Raw genomic sequence first — 14,896 nt, 5'->3', positions numbered from 1 at the left:
TCAAGCCGCCTCGGCGTGCTGGCCGGCGGGGAGCAGCGAGATCAGCTTCTGGGCGACCACCCGCGGGTTGGACCCGGCCTGGATGGCCGCGACCCCCTCGATCGCCACCTCCATGCGGTTGGCCTCGAGCTCGCTGAGCCGCTTGAGGCGGCTGCTGATCGGCAGCCAGATGGCGTTGGCCGACATCACGCCCCACAGGGTGGCGAGGAAGGCCGCGGCGATGAGGTGCCCGAGCTTCTCCGGCTCGGCGAGGTTCTCCAGCACGTGCACCAGGCCCATCACGGTGCCCACGATGCCGATGGTCGGGGCGTACGCGCCGGCGTCGCCGAAGAACTTGGCCGCGTGCTTGTCCTGGGACCGCTTGGCGTAGACCTCCGCCTCCAGGATCTCGCGGACCTCGTCGGGGTCGGTGCCGTCGATGGCCAGGGTCATCCCCTTGACCAGGAACGGGTCGTCGATCTCGCGCAGCGAGTCCTCCAGCGCCAGCAGCCCGTCGCGCCGGGCGCGCTCGGCCAGCGAGACCACGGTCGGCACCAGGTCGGCGGAGTTGGGGGCCTTGGCGGTGAGGGCCCGCTTGAAGGCCTTCACCGCGTGCTTGCCGTCGGCCACCGTGCCACCGGCGAAGGTGATGGCCAAGGTGGCGCCGAAGACCAGCAGCATCGGCGGGAGCAGCAGCATCGAGGCGGGGTTCCCGCCCTCCATCACGTTGGAGACGATGATGATGACGAAGGCCAGGACCAGGCCGATCAGGGTTGCCGGATCCATCAGGACTCCTGGTGGTCGCGGCGGCCGGCAGCCTCGCGGTGCAGCGGCGCGACTGGTGCCAGGTGGGGCGAGTCCTGGTTCAGGTGGGCGAAGAAGAGGTGCTCGGGGTCCGGCGGGACGTACGCCGAGAGGGCGACGATCTCGCTGCGGAAGGTGCGCACGGCGGCGATGACCTGGGTGAGGCTCTCGGAGACGACGTACTTGGTGCCGTCGGTCAGCGAGATGACGGTGTCGGGGGTGGCGTCGACGCGCTCGATGAGGTCGGAGTTGAGGACGAACCTCGATCCCGAGAGTCGGGTGAGCATGATCATGCGTCGCACCATCCTTGTGCTTCGACAAAAGCCGGGCCATCCGTGGCCCGACACCGTGCTGATCGGCCGCGCGGTGCGCGACCTGAGGGATCTTGCGGCAATCCGTCCGCACCGGCTGGTGGAGCCGGTGCGGACGGACCCCGCCACGCCTCAGCGCTTGATGTTCACCAGCTCCTCCAGCACCTGGTCGGAGGTGGTGATCACCCGCGAGCTGGCCTGGAAGCCGCGCTGGGCCAGGATCAGGTTGGTGAACTCGGCGGCCAGGTCCACGTTCGACATCTCCAGGGCGCCGCCCTTGACGGCGCCGCGACGTCCCTCGCCGGCGGTGCCGAGCTGGGCGTCGCCGGAGTTGGCCGAGGCGCGGAAGGCGGTGCCGCCGACCTTCTCCAGGCCCATCGGGTTGGTGAAGTCGGCGATCGCGACCTGGGCCAGGTCGCGCTGGATGCCGTCGGAGAACAGCCCGCGGACCTTGCCGTCGGTGCCGATGTCGTACGACGTCAGCTCGACGCCGCCGGGCACGGGCGGGACCGCACCGGCGGTGCTCAGGGAGACGTCGACCAGGCCCCCGGTGCGGTTGCCGGTGGCGTCCAGGGCGTAGCCCTGCACCCGGCTGCCGTCGGGGGAGACCAGGCTGCCGGAGACGTCGAAGGTGAAGGCGCCGGCGCGGGTGTAGAGCTGCTCGTTGCCCTTGCGGATCACGAACATCCCGTCGCCGGACAGCATCAGGTCGGTGGCCCGGCCGGTCGCCTGCTCCGAGCCCTGGGTCAGGTTGGTCGCGGTCGTCGCGACCTGCACGCCCAGGCCCACCTGGAACGGGTTGGTCCCGCCGCGGTTGGCGTTGGCGGCGCCGGCGCCGGTCATCACCTGGCTCAAGGTGTCGGAGAAGACGGTGGTGGAGCCCTTGAACCCGGTCGTGTTGGCGTTGGCGATGTTGTTGCCGGTCACGTCGAGCATGGTCTGGTTGGCGCGGAGTCCGGAGATGCCGGAGAAGAGTGAACGAAGCATGGTGGTTACCTCACTGGAAGTCGGGGACGGCGGGGGGGACGGTGGCGCTGGTCGGGCTGCTGGTCGGGCTGCTGGTCGATGAGCCAGTGGTGCCGACGGTGGCCACCAGGGCCAGCGGCACCTGCTGTCCGCCGACGTCGAGGAGCGGGCCCTCGGTGCTGAAGGTGACGCCCTGGACCAGGCCGCTGCTGGTGGCGCCGGTGGTGGCATCGGTCCAGGTGACGTCGCGGCCGACCAGCCCGGTGGCCCCGAAGGCCATCTGGCTGGCGACCAGCATCGCGGTCTGGTCAGCCACGGCCTGCATCTTCTCCAGGGCCGTGAACTGCGCCGACTGGGCCAGGAACTGTCCGGAGTCGGTGGGGTTGAGCGGGTCCTGGTAGCGCATCTGCGCGACCAGCAGGTTCAGGAACATGTCCTTGTCAGCCGTCGCGGACTGCGACGGCGCTGCCGTCGGTGCCCCGAACAGGCTCGGCGACACAGACTCGGTGGCCTGGATCGACACGGTTACCTCCTCACACGGTCACGTCGAGACCCGCGCTGCGGGTCCGGGTGGCCGGCTCGTGCGGGAGGGCGTGAGCCCTGGTCCCGCGAGTGGTGCCGTCCGTGGCGTTCTGTCCCTCACGCGTCCGTGCGTGGTGGGTCTGTGGCTCCCGACGTCCGTCGGAAGTGCCGGGACCGGCGCCGAAGCGCGGGTCGGTCCCGGGAGCGGTCTGCGGTCCGTGGTCCCGGACGGCCACCTTGGTCTCGGTGGCGCCGACCAGCTCGAGCAGCCGCACCAGCTCGGGCGTGCTCTCGATCAGCGCCTGCCGGGCCTGGTCGCCGGCGGCGAAGGTCACGTGGACCTCGCCGTTGCGCACCGTCAGGATCACCCGGACGTCGCCGAGCGCCTCCGGGCTCAGGGTCAGGGTGATCCGGTGGGTGCCGTCGCCGCGGCTCACCAGCTGGGTGACCTCGGTGAAGACCTGGCCGGCCACCGCAGCGGCCGCCGCGGTGGGCTGCGTCCCGGTCGCGGTCGGCCCGGGGGTCGGGACCACGGTGGCGACCGGCGTCATGCCCGTCAGGTCCACCCCGGGGGTCGCCTGGTCGCCGGACCGGTCGCGGCCGGCCGCCCCGCCGGGATCTGCCGGAGCCGCCGCTTGCGGGAGCGAGGTGGGGACTGAGGTGGGGAGCGGGTAGGCGGAGTCGGTCGGGGCGGGCAGGGCCGAGCCCGCCTCCCTCGCGGCCGCCAGCGGGCCAGCACCGGCGGCGTCGGTGACAGCCTCGGCGGCAGCCTCGGTGACAGGGCCGGGGCCGGCAACGGACCCGCCCGCGGCCGGCAGCAGCAGCGCGAACCGGCCCGAGAGCTGAGCCGCGAGCTGGGCCACCAGCTGCGCCGGGACCTGCCCGACCTGGTCCCCCTCCGGCGGGACCTCCTCGACGACCTGGTCGACGACCTCCTCGGGGACTTCCCCGGGGACCTCGCCGGGGATCTCGCCGGCGGTGGGCTCGACCACCGGCTGACCGGCGGGCTCGGCGACCGGCTCGGCGACCGGCAGGGCCGCCACCAGCAGCGCCAGGAAGGCGCCCCCGTTCTCCGCCGGCACCGGGGCACCGGTCGGGGTGGTCTGGCCCAGCATCGCGGTGGCCGCCGGCAGGGCCTGCGTCAGGGCGGTCACCGGGCACCCCCGAGCATCGACATCACGGAGCTGACGTAGTTCTGGGTCTCGGCGTACGGCGGGACGCCGTCGTAGCGCATCACCGCTCCGGGACCGGCGTTGTAGGCGGCCAGCGCCAGGTCGGTGCGGCCGAAGCGGCCCAGCAGGTCGCTGAGCAGCCGGGCGGCGCCGTCGACGGCCTGGCCGGGGTCGAAGGAGTCGGTGACCCCCAGGCCCTGGGCGGTGCCGGGCATCAGCTGCATCAGGCCCTGGGCCCCGGCCGGGCTCACCGCGGCCGGGTCGTAGCCCGACTCCTGCTTGGCGACGGCGGAGAGCAGCTGCGCGGGCACGCCGTACCGTGCGGCTGCCGCGTCGAACAGCGCGGCGTACGGGGCGCTGTCGCCGGCCGGGGCGGGTCCGCTGAAGGTGACCGGGACCCCGGTGGACCCGGGCGCCGCGGTGCTGAACGACGCGCTGCTCGCGGCGCTGTCCGGCAGGATCCGGCGGATCACGTCGGGGGTGGAGGGCACGTCGACGATCCGGACGTCGAGGCCGGTGCGCGGCGCCTCGATCATCTTGCCGCCGCCGATGTAGATCGCGATGTGGTCGACGCCGTTGTTGCGGCTGGAGTTGTCCCAGGCGATCAGGTCGCCGGGCTGGGCCTCGGCCATGCTGGCCACCGGCCGGCCGGAGGCGGCCTGCTGGAAGGAGACCCGGGGCAGGTCGTAGCCCAGGTTCTTGTAGACGACCTGCACCAGGCCCGAGCAGTCCAGGCCCTTGGTGGGGTCGGTGCCACCCCAGACGTAGGGCAGGCCGAGGTACTTCTTGGCCTCCTCGACCACCGCCGACCCGTCCGCGGCGCCGCCCGTGGTGGGGCTGGCGTAGCCGACCGTCGGCGCGGTGGTGACGGAGTCCGCGCTGGTGGTGGCGGTGCCCAGCATGTCGGCGAACGCCGTGGAGGTGGAGGTCGAGGTCCGGCTGGGCGACAGCAGGCCCAGCTGTCCCTGGATCTGAGCGATCCGGGCGGTCACGTCGGCGACGCTCATCCGGCCACCGCCTCTTCGCTGGTGGCCCCGGCGGCGGCAGCACCGCGGCCGCGGCTCCACAGCTGCGCGGCGATGTCGTCGAGCTCGCGTGCCTCGGCGCGTCGGCGTGCTGCCTGCCGTGCCAGGACACGGCGCTCCAGCAGCGACTCCACGGCCGAGAGGCGGGTCTTGTCCTGGGTCCAGTGGGAGCGCGCGGCCGCAGTGATCCGGCTCGAGGCCTCCAGGGTCGCCCCGGCGTCGGCGATCGTCTCGCCGAGTGCCAGCAGCGAGCCGCGCAGGGCCAGGTAGGTCCAGGTGTCGCCCTCGCTCCACTGGCTGCTCTCGGCCAGGCGACGCTCGAGGTCGTCCAGCCGTGCCTGGTGCCGGGCCTGCTCGGCCGCGGCCTGCTGCAGGCCGAGGCGGCTGTCGCGCTCCCGGACGCTGCGCACCCGCTCGACGGCCCGCATCCCGCGGTCGTGCTCGCCGCGGCTCATCCGCCCACCAGCTCGTGCAGCTGCTGCCAGGTGTGGTCGGTGTCGGTGACGTCGTCCATGTCCTGGCGCAGGAAGGCGTTGATCCGGGGCATCAGGCTCAGGGCCGCGTCGGCGTCGGCGTCCGCGCCACGCACGTAGGCGCCGATCTCGACCAGCTCCCGGACGTCGCGGTGCGCGGCCAGCATCCGGCGCAGCCGGGTGGCGGCACCGCGCTGGGCGGGGGTCGTGACCGCCGTGGTGAGTCGCGAGATCGACTCCAGCACGTCGATGCTGGGGAAGTGCCCGGAGGTGGCCAGGCGCCGCGAGAGCACCACGTGCCCGTCGAGGATGGACCGTGCGGTGTCCCCGATCGGGTCCTGCATGTCGTCGCCCTCCACGAGCACGGTGTAGAGGCCGGTGATGCTGCCGGCCGGGGAGGTGCCGGCCCGCTCCAGCAGCCGGGGCAGCAGCGCGAACACGCTCGGCGGGTAGCCGCGCGTGGCCGGCGGCTCGCCGGCGGAGAGGCCGATCTCGCGCTGGGCCATGGCGACCCGGGTCAGGCTGTCCATCATCAGCACCACGTCGCGGCCGGCGTCGCGGAAGGACTCAGCGATCCGGGTGGCCACGAACGCGGCGCGCAGCCGCTCCACCGGCGGGGCGTCGGAGGTGGCCACCACGACCACCGACCGGGCCAGGCCCTCGGGACCCAGGTCGGCCTCGATGAACTCGCGGACCTCACGGCCCCGCTCGCCGACCAGGGCCAGGACGCACACCTCGGCGTCGGTGCCGCGGGCGATCATCGAGAGCAGGCTCGACTTGCCCACCCCGGAGCCGGCCATGATGCCGATGCGCTGGCCGCGGCCGCAGGGGGTCAGCGAGTCCAGGGCGCGCACGCCCAGCCCGACCTGGGTGTCGATGCGGGGACGGCTGAGCGGACCGGGAGTGGCGTGGTCGACGCTGACCAGGGGCAGGTGGTCCAGGGAGGGGCCGCCGTCGATGGGTCGCCCCAGTCCGTCGAGCACCCGGCCGCGCAGCTCCTCGCCCACGTGGATCCGTAGCGGCCCACCGGTGTGCCGGACCAGCGCCCCGGCGGTGAGCCCGGTGGTCGGTCCCAGGGGCAGGCAGACCAGGCCGTCGGCACTGCTGGCTCCCACCTCGGCCAGGACGGGGGAGGCGGCGTCGATCTCGACCAGGTCGCCCACCGCCGCCTTCAGCCCGGTGACGAGCAGGTGCAGGCCCAGGATCTCGGTGACCCGGCCCATCCGCAGCGGGGTCGTGGCGCCGAGGGCGCTCTCGTGCACGGCGGCGGTCAGCGCACTCATGCCAGCACCTGCCGGACCCGGGCCAGGGCGCTCTCGACCCGCAGGTCCAGCGCGTGGTCCTCGACCTCGACGACGGCGTCGGCACGACCCAGGGCGGGGTCGCCCACCACCCGGACGCCGCGGGTCACCAGGTCGGCGACCGCGGGGTCGCCCACGTGGTCGGGGTGCAGGTGGACCAGGGCGATCGGGCCCTCGGGGGTCAGGGCGAGCACCCGGCGTACCACGTCGGCGCCGGAGACGGTCCGGACCTCGCGGCCCACCAGCTCCTGCGTGAGCGCCCAGGCGAGCTCGGTCGCCTGGACCTCCACCCGGGCGGTGACCGCCGCGAGGGCGGAGTGCAGCTCGTCGGCGGCGTTGGTCAGGGCCTGCACCGCGGCGGCGTGCTCGGCCTCGTGGCGCGCCCGGTCCAGCTCGCCGGCCTCGGCCTGCGCCGCGGCCGCGGCCGCGGTGGCCTCGGCGGCACGGCGCAGTCCCTGGGCCCAGCCCACGGAGTATCCCTGGGCGCTCGCGGCGGCGTGCGCCTGGTCGGCGACGTCGGCCAGGGTCTGCTCCGCCGCCTCGTCGCCGAGCAGGCTGCCGGGGCCGAGCCGGGTCCACTCGCCGCGGCGCAGCTCGGGCTGGCGGACCACGGTGATCGTGGGCGTCTCGTGCGGGGTGAACGCGGTGGTCACCTCGAGCGCGTCAGTCGACGAACTCATCATCGCTCCCTCGGCGCACCAGGATCTGGCCCTGCTCCTCCAGCTTGCGGATGGTGCGGATGATGCCCTGGCGGGCCTCCTCGACCTGGGTGAGGCGGACCGGCCCGAGCAGCTCGACCTCCTCGAGCAGGTTCTCCGCGGCACGCTCGGAGAGGTTGCCGGTGATCTTGCTGCGCACCGGCCCGTCCTCGATGCCCTTGAGCGCGAGCGCCAGGTCGGAGCCGTCGACCTCGCGCAGCACCTGCTGCACCGAGCGGTCGTCGAGCCCGACGATGTCCTCGAACATGAACATCCGGCTGCGGACCTCCTCGGCCAGCGAGTTGTCGAGGGCCTCCAGGCCCTCCACGATCTGGCGCTCGGTGGACCGGTCGGAGCGGTTGATGATGTTGACCAGCGGGTCCAGGCCGCCCACGCGCGACATCTCGGCGGGCTGCAGCATCGAGGAGAGCTTGCGCTCCAGGGTCGACTCGACCGCCTTGACGATCTCGGGGGACGTGCGGTCCATCACCGCGATCCGGTGGGCCACCTGGGCCTGCTGCTCCGGCGGCAGGCCGGAGAGCACCAGGGACGCCTTGTCGGCGGTCATGTGCGCCAGCACCAGGGCGATCACCTGCGGGTGCTCGTCGGCGATGAAGGAGCGCAGCTGCGCCGGGTCGGCGCGGTGCAGGAACTGGAAGGGCATCTGCACGGCCATGGCGTTGAGGCGCTCCATGACCTCGCTGGCACGCTCCACCCCGAGGCTGCCCTCGAGCAGCTCGCGGGCCAGGTCGATGCCACCGCGGGAGATGTGGGTGCGGGCGACCAGCAGGTCGCGGAACTCGCCCAGGACGAGCTCGCTCTCCTCGGCGCTGACCCAGGTGAGGCGGGCGATCTCGGCGGAGACCGCCTCCACCTCCTCGGGACTGAAGTGGGCCAGCACCTGGCCGGCGCGCTCCCGGCCGAGCTGGATCAGCATGACTGCGGTCTTGCGCAGGCCCTTCTGGGCGACGGCGGCGGTCACGAGGGACGCTCCACGAGCCAGCCGCGGAGCAGTGCGGCGACGTCCTCGGGCTGCTTCTCGACCAGGGCCGCGAGCTCCTCGCGCAGGTCGTCGGACTCACTGTTCTCAGCTGCCTCCAGCGCCATCATGGCGGGGCTGGGGTCGGTCGGCAGCTGCTGCTGGACCCGGGTGGCGGCGTCCAGGCGCAGCTGCTCCACGACGTACGTCGTGGCCTGGGCGCGGGCCTTGGCGCGCTTGCGTCCCTTGAGCCAGGCCAGCAGCAGCATCAGCGCGATGAGGCAGCCGAGGCCGGCGTTGCGCAGCATCTCGTTGCGGGCCGCCTTGGCGTCGGCCTTGGCGGCTGCCTCGAGCTCGTCCACGGCGACCTGCTCGGCCGTGCGGTCGAACGGCATGTCGGTGACCTCGATGGTGTCGCCGCGCTCGGGGTTCTCGCCGATGGCGGCGGCGATCAGGTCGCGCATGTCGGCGGGGCTGACCTTGACCGGGGCGTTGGAGTCCATCACGGCCCCCACGTGCACCGACCGGACGCTGCCGGGGGCCGACTCCCGGGTCTCCACCACGGTGTCGATCGCGTTGTCCTCGGTGGTGGACTCCTTGACGTAGGAGGAGCTCTCGTCGCCGCCGGCGTCCGCCCCGCCCTCGGGGCCGACGGTGCCGCCCGCGGTCTCGGCGGCGCCGGCGCCGTCGTAGGTCTCGCTCTGCCGGCTGCTGGACAGCGGGGCGCGCTCCGGGTCCGACTCGTACGTCGTGGTCTTGCGCACGGCCTGGTCGAAGTCGAGGTTGGCGGTGACGGCGACCGTGGAGTTGCCCGGCCCCAGCACGCGGTCCAGGGTGCGCTGGATCTCCGCGCTCAGGTCGTCCTCGTACTCCTTGACCTGCTGGGTGCGGCTGCTGGCGCCGGCACCGCCCGTCGCGCTGTCGGCGGAGAGCACCCGGCCGGCGGAGTCGGCCACGGTGACCTTCTCCGGCGCCAGGCCGTCGATGCTGGAGGCGACCAGGTGGACCACTGCCTGCACCTGGTCGGGGGCGAAGGTGACGCCCTGCTGGGTGGAGACCAGGACGGAGGCGGTCGGCGGGTCCTGCTCGCGGGCGAAGACCTGCTTGGCGGGCAGGGCCAGGTGCACCACCGCGGTGCGGACACCGTCGATGGCCTCGATGGTGGTGGCGAGCTCGCCCTCCATCGCGCGCTTGAACGAGGTCTGCTCCTGGAACTGCGAGGTCGAGAGGCTCTGGTCGTCGAGCAGCGAGTAGCCGCCGTCGCTGCTGGCGGGCAGGCCCTCGCCGCTCAGTGCGATCCGGGTCTCGTGGACCTGCTCCTTGGGCACCATCACGGTGGTGCCGTTGTTGCTGATCTCGTAGGGGATGCCGGAGGCCTGCAGCTCGTCGATGACGGCCGAGGCGTCCTCGGCCGCCAGGTTGGAGAACAGCGGGCTGTAGCTGGGCGTGGCCGCCCACCGGAAGACCATGAAGCCGCCCAGCACCAGGGCGAGGGTGCCGACGACGGCGACCAGCTTCTGTCCGGTGGTGAATGCCGAGAAGCTGCTCTGCGCACGCGCGAGGCCTCGGCTGAGGTTCTCCTTCATCACACCTGCATCCGCATGATCTCGTTGAACGCCTCGAGCGCCTTGTTGCGCACCGCGACGGTCAGCTGGGTGGTGACCGAGGCCTCGGTGGCGGCGATCGTGTACTCGTGCATGCTGGCCAGGTCACCGGTGGCGGCCTGGACGGCGAGCTTGTCGGAGCGGTCCTGGACCGCCTCCATCCGCTCGAGGCCGTCGATCACCATCTCCCCGAAGCCGGCTCCGGGTCCCTGCGGGCCCTGGGCGCCGGAGGGGCTGGTGGTCGCGGGGGAGACGGTGGGCGCGACGTAGGGGGTGAAGCCGAGCGCCTCGATGCCGCCGATGCTCATCAGCCACGTCCGATCTGGAGGGCCGCGTTGTAGGTGTCCTGGGCCGTCTTGGTGACCTGGACCGAGGCCTGGAAGCCGCGCTGGGCCATCACCATCTGGCTCATCTGGCTGCTCATGTCGATCTCGGGCATCCGCACGTAGCCGTTCTCGTCGGCCAGCGGGTGGTCCGGGCTGTAGGTCATCCGGCCCTCGGCGTCACCGAGCTCGATGCCGGCGGCGTCCACGCCGCCGCCCGGGCGAGCCCGGGCGACCACCAGCTCGGCCTGGAAGGCGTCCTCGTCGGTCCCGGTGACGGTGTTGGCGTTGGCGATGTTGTGCGACAGCGAGTCCAGCCAGGTCTGGTGCATGCCCAGGCTGCTGCCGGCGATGCGGAGCATGTCGAAGGCGCCCATCACTGGCCCGTCGCCACGGTGCGGAGCAGGGCGTAGCGGTCGGAGACCGCACGGGTGAGCAGCTGGTACTGGAACTGCGACTGCATCGCGTCCAGCGACTCCTTGGCCAGGTCCACGTTGTTGTCGTTGAGCCCGGCCGGGGCGTTGGAGGTCGTCGCGCTGGCGGTGACGGTGGCGCGTCCCTCGGCGAAGTCGCCGTCGGCGATCGCGGTGCTCAGCGAGGACTCGAAGTCCACGGTGGTGGCGCGGAAGCCGGGAGTGTCGACGTTGGCGATGTTGTCGGAGATGACCCGCTGGCGCAGCGCGACGCCGTCGAGCGCGGCAGTGAGCGCGCCCGAGACGGCGTCGGATACGGCGAAGGACACGGCGAGGCCTCTTTCGAGAGGGGGGTTGCCGGTCCTTCGGCGGGGGTGAGCATTCCGTGCTCAGGGAAATCTTCGGCCCCACGCGTCATCAATTGAGGGGATCTGCCATATCGGTGGTGAAGACAGGACCATCAGACGTTTCCCACACCCACAGTGACTAGGCCGGGGTGGTCGCGAGTGACTAGTCACCGCGGGTCACAGGGGGGTCACAGGGGGGTGAGGACCACCGAGAGCACTCCGGAGCCGTAGCCGGCCACGTCGATGCACACGTCGGTGCGTCGTCCCAGGGTGAGCGCCCGGGCCAGCACGTCCTGGGGCACGGCGGCACCCGCGGCGTGCACGTCGTACAGCCGGAGGTGGTCGGCGCCGGGCACGTTGAACAGCGTCACCGCGATGTTCAGCACCTCGCGCAGGTTCTCCTCCAGCAACGGGGTGAGCGTGTTCCAGTGGATGGAGTTCACCGCGACGCTGCGCGGCACCAGGCCGATGGCCGCGCCGGCGTACGCCGAGAGGTCAAGGTCGAGGCCGACCAGCGCGGCGACCTGGAGCGAGTCGTCGACGTAGACCCCGAACGTGGCGGGCCGCAGCTCGGTGGGGGCGAGCGGGGACGCCGGACCGATCTCGATCCGGCGGTCCAGCAGATCGGCGAACAGGTCCCGGATCTCCTTGGACAGGGGGAGGTGGATGCTCATGCCGTGTGCGGCAGCACCGCCGAGATCATCTGGGCGAAGACCTCGGGGGTGAACGGCTTGGCGATGAGGAACTGGGCCCCTGCGGACGCAGCCCGGGCGCGCATGTCGTCGGACCCCTCGGAGGTGACGAAGCCGAAGGGCACCGTCGAGCCCGACGCGCGGATCACGGCCAGCGCGTCGATCCCGCTCATCTCCGGCATGTTCCAGTCCGAGAGGACCAGGTCGGGGCGCTCCTTGGAGACCAGGTCGACCGCCTGGCGCCCGTTCTCCGCCTCCACGACCTCGTGACCGGCGTAGCCGGCCTGGCGCAGGGTGCGGATGATGATCTGCCGCATCACCCGGCTGTCGTCGGCGACCAGGATCTTCACCGGTGCTCCCTCGTTGCCTTCGCGCGCCCGGCGTGCACCGTGACGTCGAGCGGCTCGCCGGCCCAGGAGGAGCACAGACGCACCACGCGAGCCTGCTGCGAGCCGTGCGCGAAGCGCCCGGCGGCCACCAGGGGCAGGGAGAGCCGGCTGGGGCCGGGGACCAGGCCCTTGACGTTGCCGCCCAGCATGTTGACCAGCTCGCCGACCGCGTCGACGAGGTCGGAGTCGGCCAGGTCGTCGGCGTCGGCGTCCAGGCCCAGGAGTGCCCGGGTGAGGCCCTGCGCGCCGGCACGTGTGGTCTCCAGGGAGACCATGCCGTCCCAGGCGCCACGGATGGTGACGCTGGCGGACCAGTCGGGGACGAACGTGTTGTCCTCGACGAACAGCAGCGGGACCCGCTCGCCCAGGTAGGTGGTCCACACCTGGTGGGTCAGCGTGCGTACGTCGTCGGCCCGCGGGTTCGCGGCCGCGGCCACCTGCTCCGCGCTCATGGCCATGATCACGAGAGCACTCCCGCTTCGACCAGGCCGAGAAGCTCGAGCTTGTCCTGGATCGCGTCCGCGGTGAACGGCTTGATCACGTACTCGTGGGCACCCGCCGCGAGCGCCCGCACGATCTGCGAGTGCTCGCTCTCGGTGGTCACCATCATCAGCGTGATGTCGCGCCACTCGCGCACCTTGCGGACCTCGGAGACGAAGGTGCAACCGTCCATCACCGGCATGTTCCAGTCGACCAGGCACAGGTCGGGGTGGAGGCCGGCGCTGAGCAGGCCCAGGGCCTCGGCACCGTGGGCCGCCTCCGTGGCGCCGATGCCGAGCTCGTCGAGGATGCGACGCAGGATCATCCGCATCGCGCGTGAGTCGTCGATGATCAGGGCGTGCACGTCAGGCTCCCATCGCCGTCAGGTCGTGGTCTGTGAGTCCGGCGAGCCCCGGCCGGGGCACGTGCACCCGGGGACGCGGCGCCGGACGGTGCAGCATGATGCGGCCGCAGGTCTCGCGGGCCCATCGCTCGCCCAGGTCGAGGCTGGTCTCGGAGGAGCCGAGCACCAGGTAGCCGTTGGGCGAGATGACGTCGCGGACGCCGTCCAGGACCCGCTGCTTGGTCTCGTCGTCGAAGTAGATCAGCACGTTGCGCAGGAAGACGATGTCGAAGCGCGGCATGGCCGGCAGCTGTCCGGCGAGGTTGAGCCGGCTCGGGCGCACCATCTCCTTGAGCCGTTGGGCCACGGCCCACTCCGACCCCTCCCGGGTGAAGTAGTCGACCAGGGAGGTCGCGGGCAGGCCGCGGTTGACCTCGACCTGGCTGTAGCGCCCGGCCTGGACCCGCTCGACCATCGTGGGGGAGACGTCGGTGGCCCAGACGTCGGCGCTCCAGTCCCGTGGCAGGTGCTGGTCGAGCACCATCGCGATGCTGTAGGGCTCCTGGCCGCTGGAGCACGCGGCGGACCACACGTTGAGCCGGCGAGGGCCCTCGGGCCTGGCGAAGATCTCGGGGAGGATGCCGGTGGCCAGGGCGCGGAAGGGCTTGTTGTCGCGGAACCAGGAGGTCTCGTTGATCATCAGCGCGTCCACCACCTTGCCCTGCTCGGTGACGTCCTCGCGCACCGCCGAGACGTAGGAGTCGAGGTCGGGCTGCCCGGCGGCGACCGCCAGTGGCAGGAGCCGGGCCTCGACCAGGTACTCCTTGCCGAGCGCGTAGACCATGGCGGTCTCGCGGTGGACGAGCTCGCCCACGTAGGCGAAGCTTTGCTGGGAGAGGCTCACGTGTGCCTCATCGGTCGCTGTCTCGGTCTCCTGAGCGAAACCCGCCCGCGATCCTCCTCACCTCGCGCCCGGTCCGGCCGATGACTTGGGACGTGATCCGTGTGCTCGTCGTCGACGACTCCGCCCCCGTGCGCCGTCTCGTCACGCTGGCGCTGGAGATCGACCCGGACATCCAGGTGGTGGGCCGCGCCGTCGACGGCCGCGACGCCCTGGCGCAGGTCAAGGCGCTGAAGCCGGACGTGGTGACGCTGGACATCGAGATGCCGGTCGTCGACGGGCTGCAGGCCCTGGCCCGGCTCCGCGAGCGCTACCCACGGCTGCCCGTCATCATGTTCAGCACGCTGACCGCGCGGGGCGCCGCCAAGACCCTGGAGGCCCTCACGCTGGGCGCCTCCGACTTCGTCCTGAAGCCGACGACCACCGGCAGCGTGGCCGAGAGCGTGCGCGAGGTGCACGACCAGCTCGTGCCCCGGATCAAGGGCCTGGTCGGGGTCTACCGGATGTTCGCGCCCGGGTCGACGCACGCCGGCCCGCAGCCGGCTGGGCTGACGTCCCCGGCGCCGGCCGGGACGCCTGCGGCAACGCCGGAGGTGCTGCTGGTGGGCGCGTCCACCGGCGGCCCGGACGCGCTGACGCAGCTGCTCCCCGCCCTGCCCGGAGACCTCGCCGTGCCGGTGGTGGTGGTCCAGCACATGCCTCCCGTCTTCACCACGATGTTCGCCGCCCGGCTGGACCGGGTCTGCGCGCTGCAGGTGCACGAGGCCGGGGAGGGCGATCTGCTGCGCCCCGGGCACGTCTACGTCGCGCCCGGTGGTCGCCACCTCTCGCTGGTGGCCTGCGCAGAGGGGGCACGCACCGCGCTGCTCGACACCCCGCCCGAGAACTTCTGCCGTCCTGCGGTGGACGTGCTGTTCCGCTCCGCGGCCGGGGTCTACGGTCCGGGCGTGCTCGCCCTGGTGATGACCGGGATGGGCCACGACGGCGCGGCCGGCAGCCACGCGGTCGCGCTCCGCTCGGGCCGGGTGCTGGCCCAGGACCAGGCGTCGTCGGTGGTCTGGGGGATGCCCGGTGCCGTCGTGCACGCGGGGCTCGCGGCCGAGGTCCTGGCGCTGGACGAGCTGGCGCCGCGCCTGGTCGAGCTGCTGGCCCGCTGAGCGGGCTGAGCTGAGCC

General features: G+C 72.5%; 20 protein-coding genes. 1 reads left to right on the top strand and 19 read right to left on the bottom strand.

Going from position 1 to position 14,896, the window contains the following annotated elements:
* The 19 genes from C0R66_RS15080 to C0R66_RS14990 form a co-directional block, all read right to left on the bottom strand.
* Positions 1-765, bottom strand: coding sequence for a flagellar motor protein (locus C0R66_RS15080; RefSeq protein WP_101525400.1), 765 nt, complete (start codon positions 763-765; stop codon positions 1-3).
* Positions 765-1,076, bottom strand: a complete 312-nt coding sequence (locus C0R66_RS15075; RefSeq protein WP_101525399.1) for a flagellar FlbD family protein — start codon at positions 1,074-1,076, stop codon at positions 765-767. Before C0R66_RS15075 ends, C0R66_RS15080 begins: the two co-directional genes overlap by 1 nt.
* A gap of 150 nt (positions 1,077-1,226) precedes the next feature.
* Entirely contained in the window at positions 1,227-2,081 is an 855-nt protein-coding gene (locus tag C0R66_RS15070; RefSeq protein WP_101525398.1) for a flagellar hook-basal body complex protein, read from the bottom strand.
* A gap of 10 nt (positions 2,082-2,091) precedes the next feature.
* On the bottom strand, positions 2,092-2,583 hold the full coding sequence (locus C0R66_RS15065; RefSeq protein ID WP_101525397.1) for a flagellar hook assembly protein FlgD: 492 nt from the start codon (positions 2,581-2,583) through the stop codon (positions 2,092-2,094).
* Between the two features lie 10 nt (positions 2,584-2,593).
* Positions 2,594-3,736: a flagellar hook-length control protein FliK gene (locus tag C0R66_RS15060; protein WP_101525396.1), complete on the bottom strand. Its 1,143-nt coding sequence runs from the start codon at positions 3,734-3,736 to the stop codon at positions 2,594-2,596.
* Entirely contained in the window at positions 3,733-4,761 is a 1,029-nt protein-coding gene (locus C0R66_RS15055; RefSeq protein WP_101525395.1) for a transglycosylase SLT domain-containing protein, read from the bottom strand. The genes C0R66_RS15060 and C0R66_RS15055 overlap by 4 nt, the downstream gene beginning before the upstream one ends.
* Positions 4,758-5,234, bottom strand: coding sequence for a flagellar FliJ family protein (locus tag C0R66_RS15050; RefSeq protein WP_101525394.1), 477 nt, complete (start codon positions 5,232-5,234; stop codon positions 4,758-4,760). Before C0R66_RS15050 ends, C0R66_RS15055 begins: the two co-directional genes overlap by 4 nt.
* Entirely contained in the window at positions 5,231-6,535 is a 1,305-nt protein-coding gene (locus tag C0R66_RS15045) for a FliI/YscN family ATPase (RefSeq protein ID WP_101525393.1), read from the bottom strand. The genes C0R66_RS15050 and C0R66_RS15045 overlap by 4 nt, the downstream gene beginning before the upstream one ends.
* Positions 6,532-7,233 (bottom strand): FliH/SctL family protein, encoded by a 702-nt coding sequence (locus tag C0R66_RS15040; protein ID WP_158648065.1) that lies wholly within the window; start codon positions 7,231-7,233, stop codon positions 6,532-6,534. Before C0R66_RS15040 ends, C0R66_RS15045 begins: the two co-directional genes overlap by 4 nt.
* Entirely contained in the window at positions 7,217-8,233 is a 1,017-nt protein-coding gene (fliG, locus tag C0R66_RS15035; protein ID WP_101525391.1) for a flagellar motor switch protein FliG, read from the bottom strand. Before fliG ends, C0R66_RS15040 begins: the two co-directional genes overlap by 17 nt.
* Entirely contained in the window at positions 8,230-9,816 is a 1,587-nt protein-coding gene (fliF, locus tag C0R66_RS15030; RefSeq protein ID WP_101525390.1) for a flagellar basal-body MS-ring/collar protein FliF, read from the bottom strand. Before fliF ends, fliG begins: the two co-directional genes overlap by 4 nt.
* Positions 9,816-10,142, bottom strand: coding sequence for a flagellar hook-basal body complex protein FliE (gene fliE, locus C0R66_RS15025; protein WP_101525389.1), 327 nt, complete (start codon positions 10,140-10,142; stop codon positions 9,816-9,818). The genes fliF and fliE overlap by 1 nt, the downstream gene beginning before the upstream one ends.
* Positions 10,142-10,534 (bottom strand): flagellar basal body rod protein FlgC, encoded by a 393-nt coding sequence (locus tag C0R66_RS15020; protein ID WP_101526286.1) that lies wholly within the window; start codon positions 10,532-10,534, stop codon positions 10,142-10,144. The genes fliE and C0R66_RS15020 overlap by 1 nt, the downstream gene beginning before the upstream one ends.
* Positions 10,534-10,899: a flagellar basal body rod protein FlgB gene (locus C0R66_RS15015; protein ID WP_101525388.1), complete on the bottom strand. Its 366-nt coding sequence runs from the start codon at positions 10,897-10,899 to the stop codon at positions 10,534-10,536. The genes C0R66_RS15020 and C0R66_RS15015 overlap by 1 nt, the downstream gene beginning before the upstream one ends.
* A gap of 206 nt (positions 10,900-11,105) precedes the next feature.
* Complete coding sequence (locus C0R66_RS15010; protein ID WP_101525387.1) at positions 11,106-11,591, bottom strand: hypothetical protein; 486 nt, start codon at positions 11,589-11,591, stop codon at positions 11,106-11,108.
* Positions 11,588-11,959, bottom strand: coding sequence for a response regulator (locus tag C0R66_RS15005; protein WP_101525386.1), 372 nt, complete (start codon positions 11,957-11,959; stop codon positions 11,588-11,590). The genes C0R66_RS15010 and C0R66_RS15005 overlap by 4 nt, the downstream gene beginning before the upstream one ends.
* Positions 11,956-12,450 (bottom strand): chemotaxis protein CheX, encoded by a 495-nt coding sequence (locus C0R66_RS15000; RefSeq protein WP_158648064.1) that lies wholly within the window; start codon positions 12,448-12,450, stop codon positions 11,956-11,958. Before C0R66_RS15000 ends, C0R66_RS15005 begins: the two co-directional genes overlap by 4 nt.
* A gap of 8 nt (positions 12,451-12,458) precedes the next feature.
* Positions 12,459-12,842, bottom strand: a complete 384-nt coding sequence (locus C0R66_RS14995) for a response regulator (RefSeq protein ID WP_101525384.1) — start codon at positions 12,840-12,842, stop codon at positions 12,459-12,461.
* A gap of 1 nt (position 12,843) precedes the next feature.
* Positions 12,844-13,725 carry a CheR family methyltransferase gene (locus tag C0R66_RS14990; RefSeq protein ID WP_101525383.1) on the bottom strand — a complete coding sequence of 294 codons (882 nt, stop codon included), beginning with the start codon at positions 13,723-13,725 and terminating at the stop codon, positions 12,844-12,846.
* Positions 13,726-13,817: 92 nt separating this feature from the next.
* Between C0R66_RS14990 and C0R66_RS14985 the strand changes: the two genes are divergently transcribed.
* Positions 13,818-14,879 (top strand): protein-glutamate methylesterase/protein-glutamine glutaminase, encoded by a 1,062-nt coding sequence (locus C0R66_RS14985; RefSeq protein ID WP_241901468.1) that lies wholly within the window; start codon positions 13,818-13,820, stop codon positions 14,877-14,879.
* The last annotated feature ends 17 nt before the right edge of the window (positions 14,880-14,896 follow it).

Origin of the sequence: Nocardioides houyundeii, from assembly GCF_002865585.1 — a bacterium.
Lineage (GTDB): Bacteria > Actinomycetota > Actinomycetes > Propionibacteriales > Nocardioidaceae > Nocardioides > Nocardioides houyundeii.
This window is presented reverse-complemented; position numbering and strand designations above follow the sequence as displayed.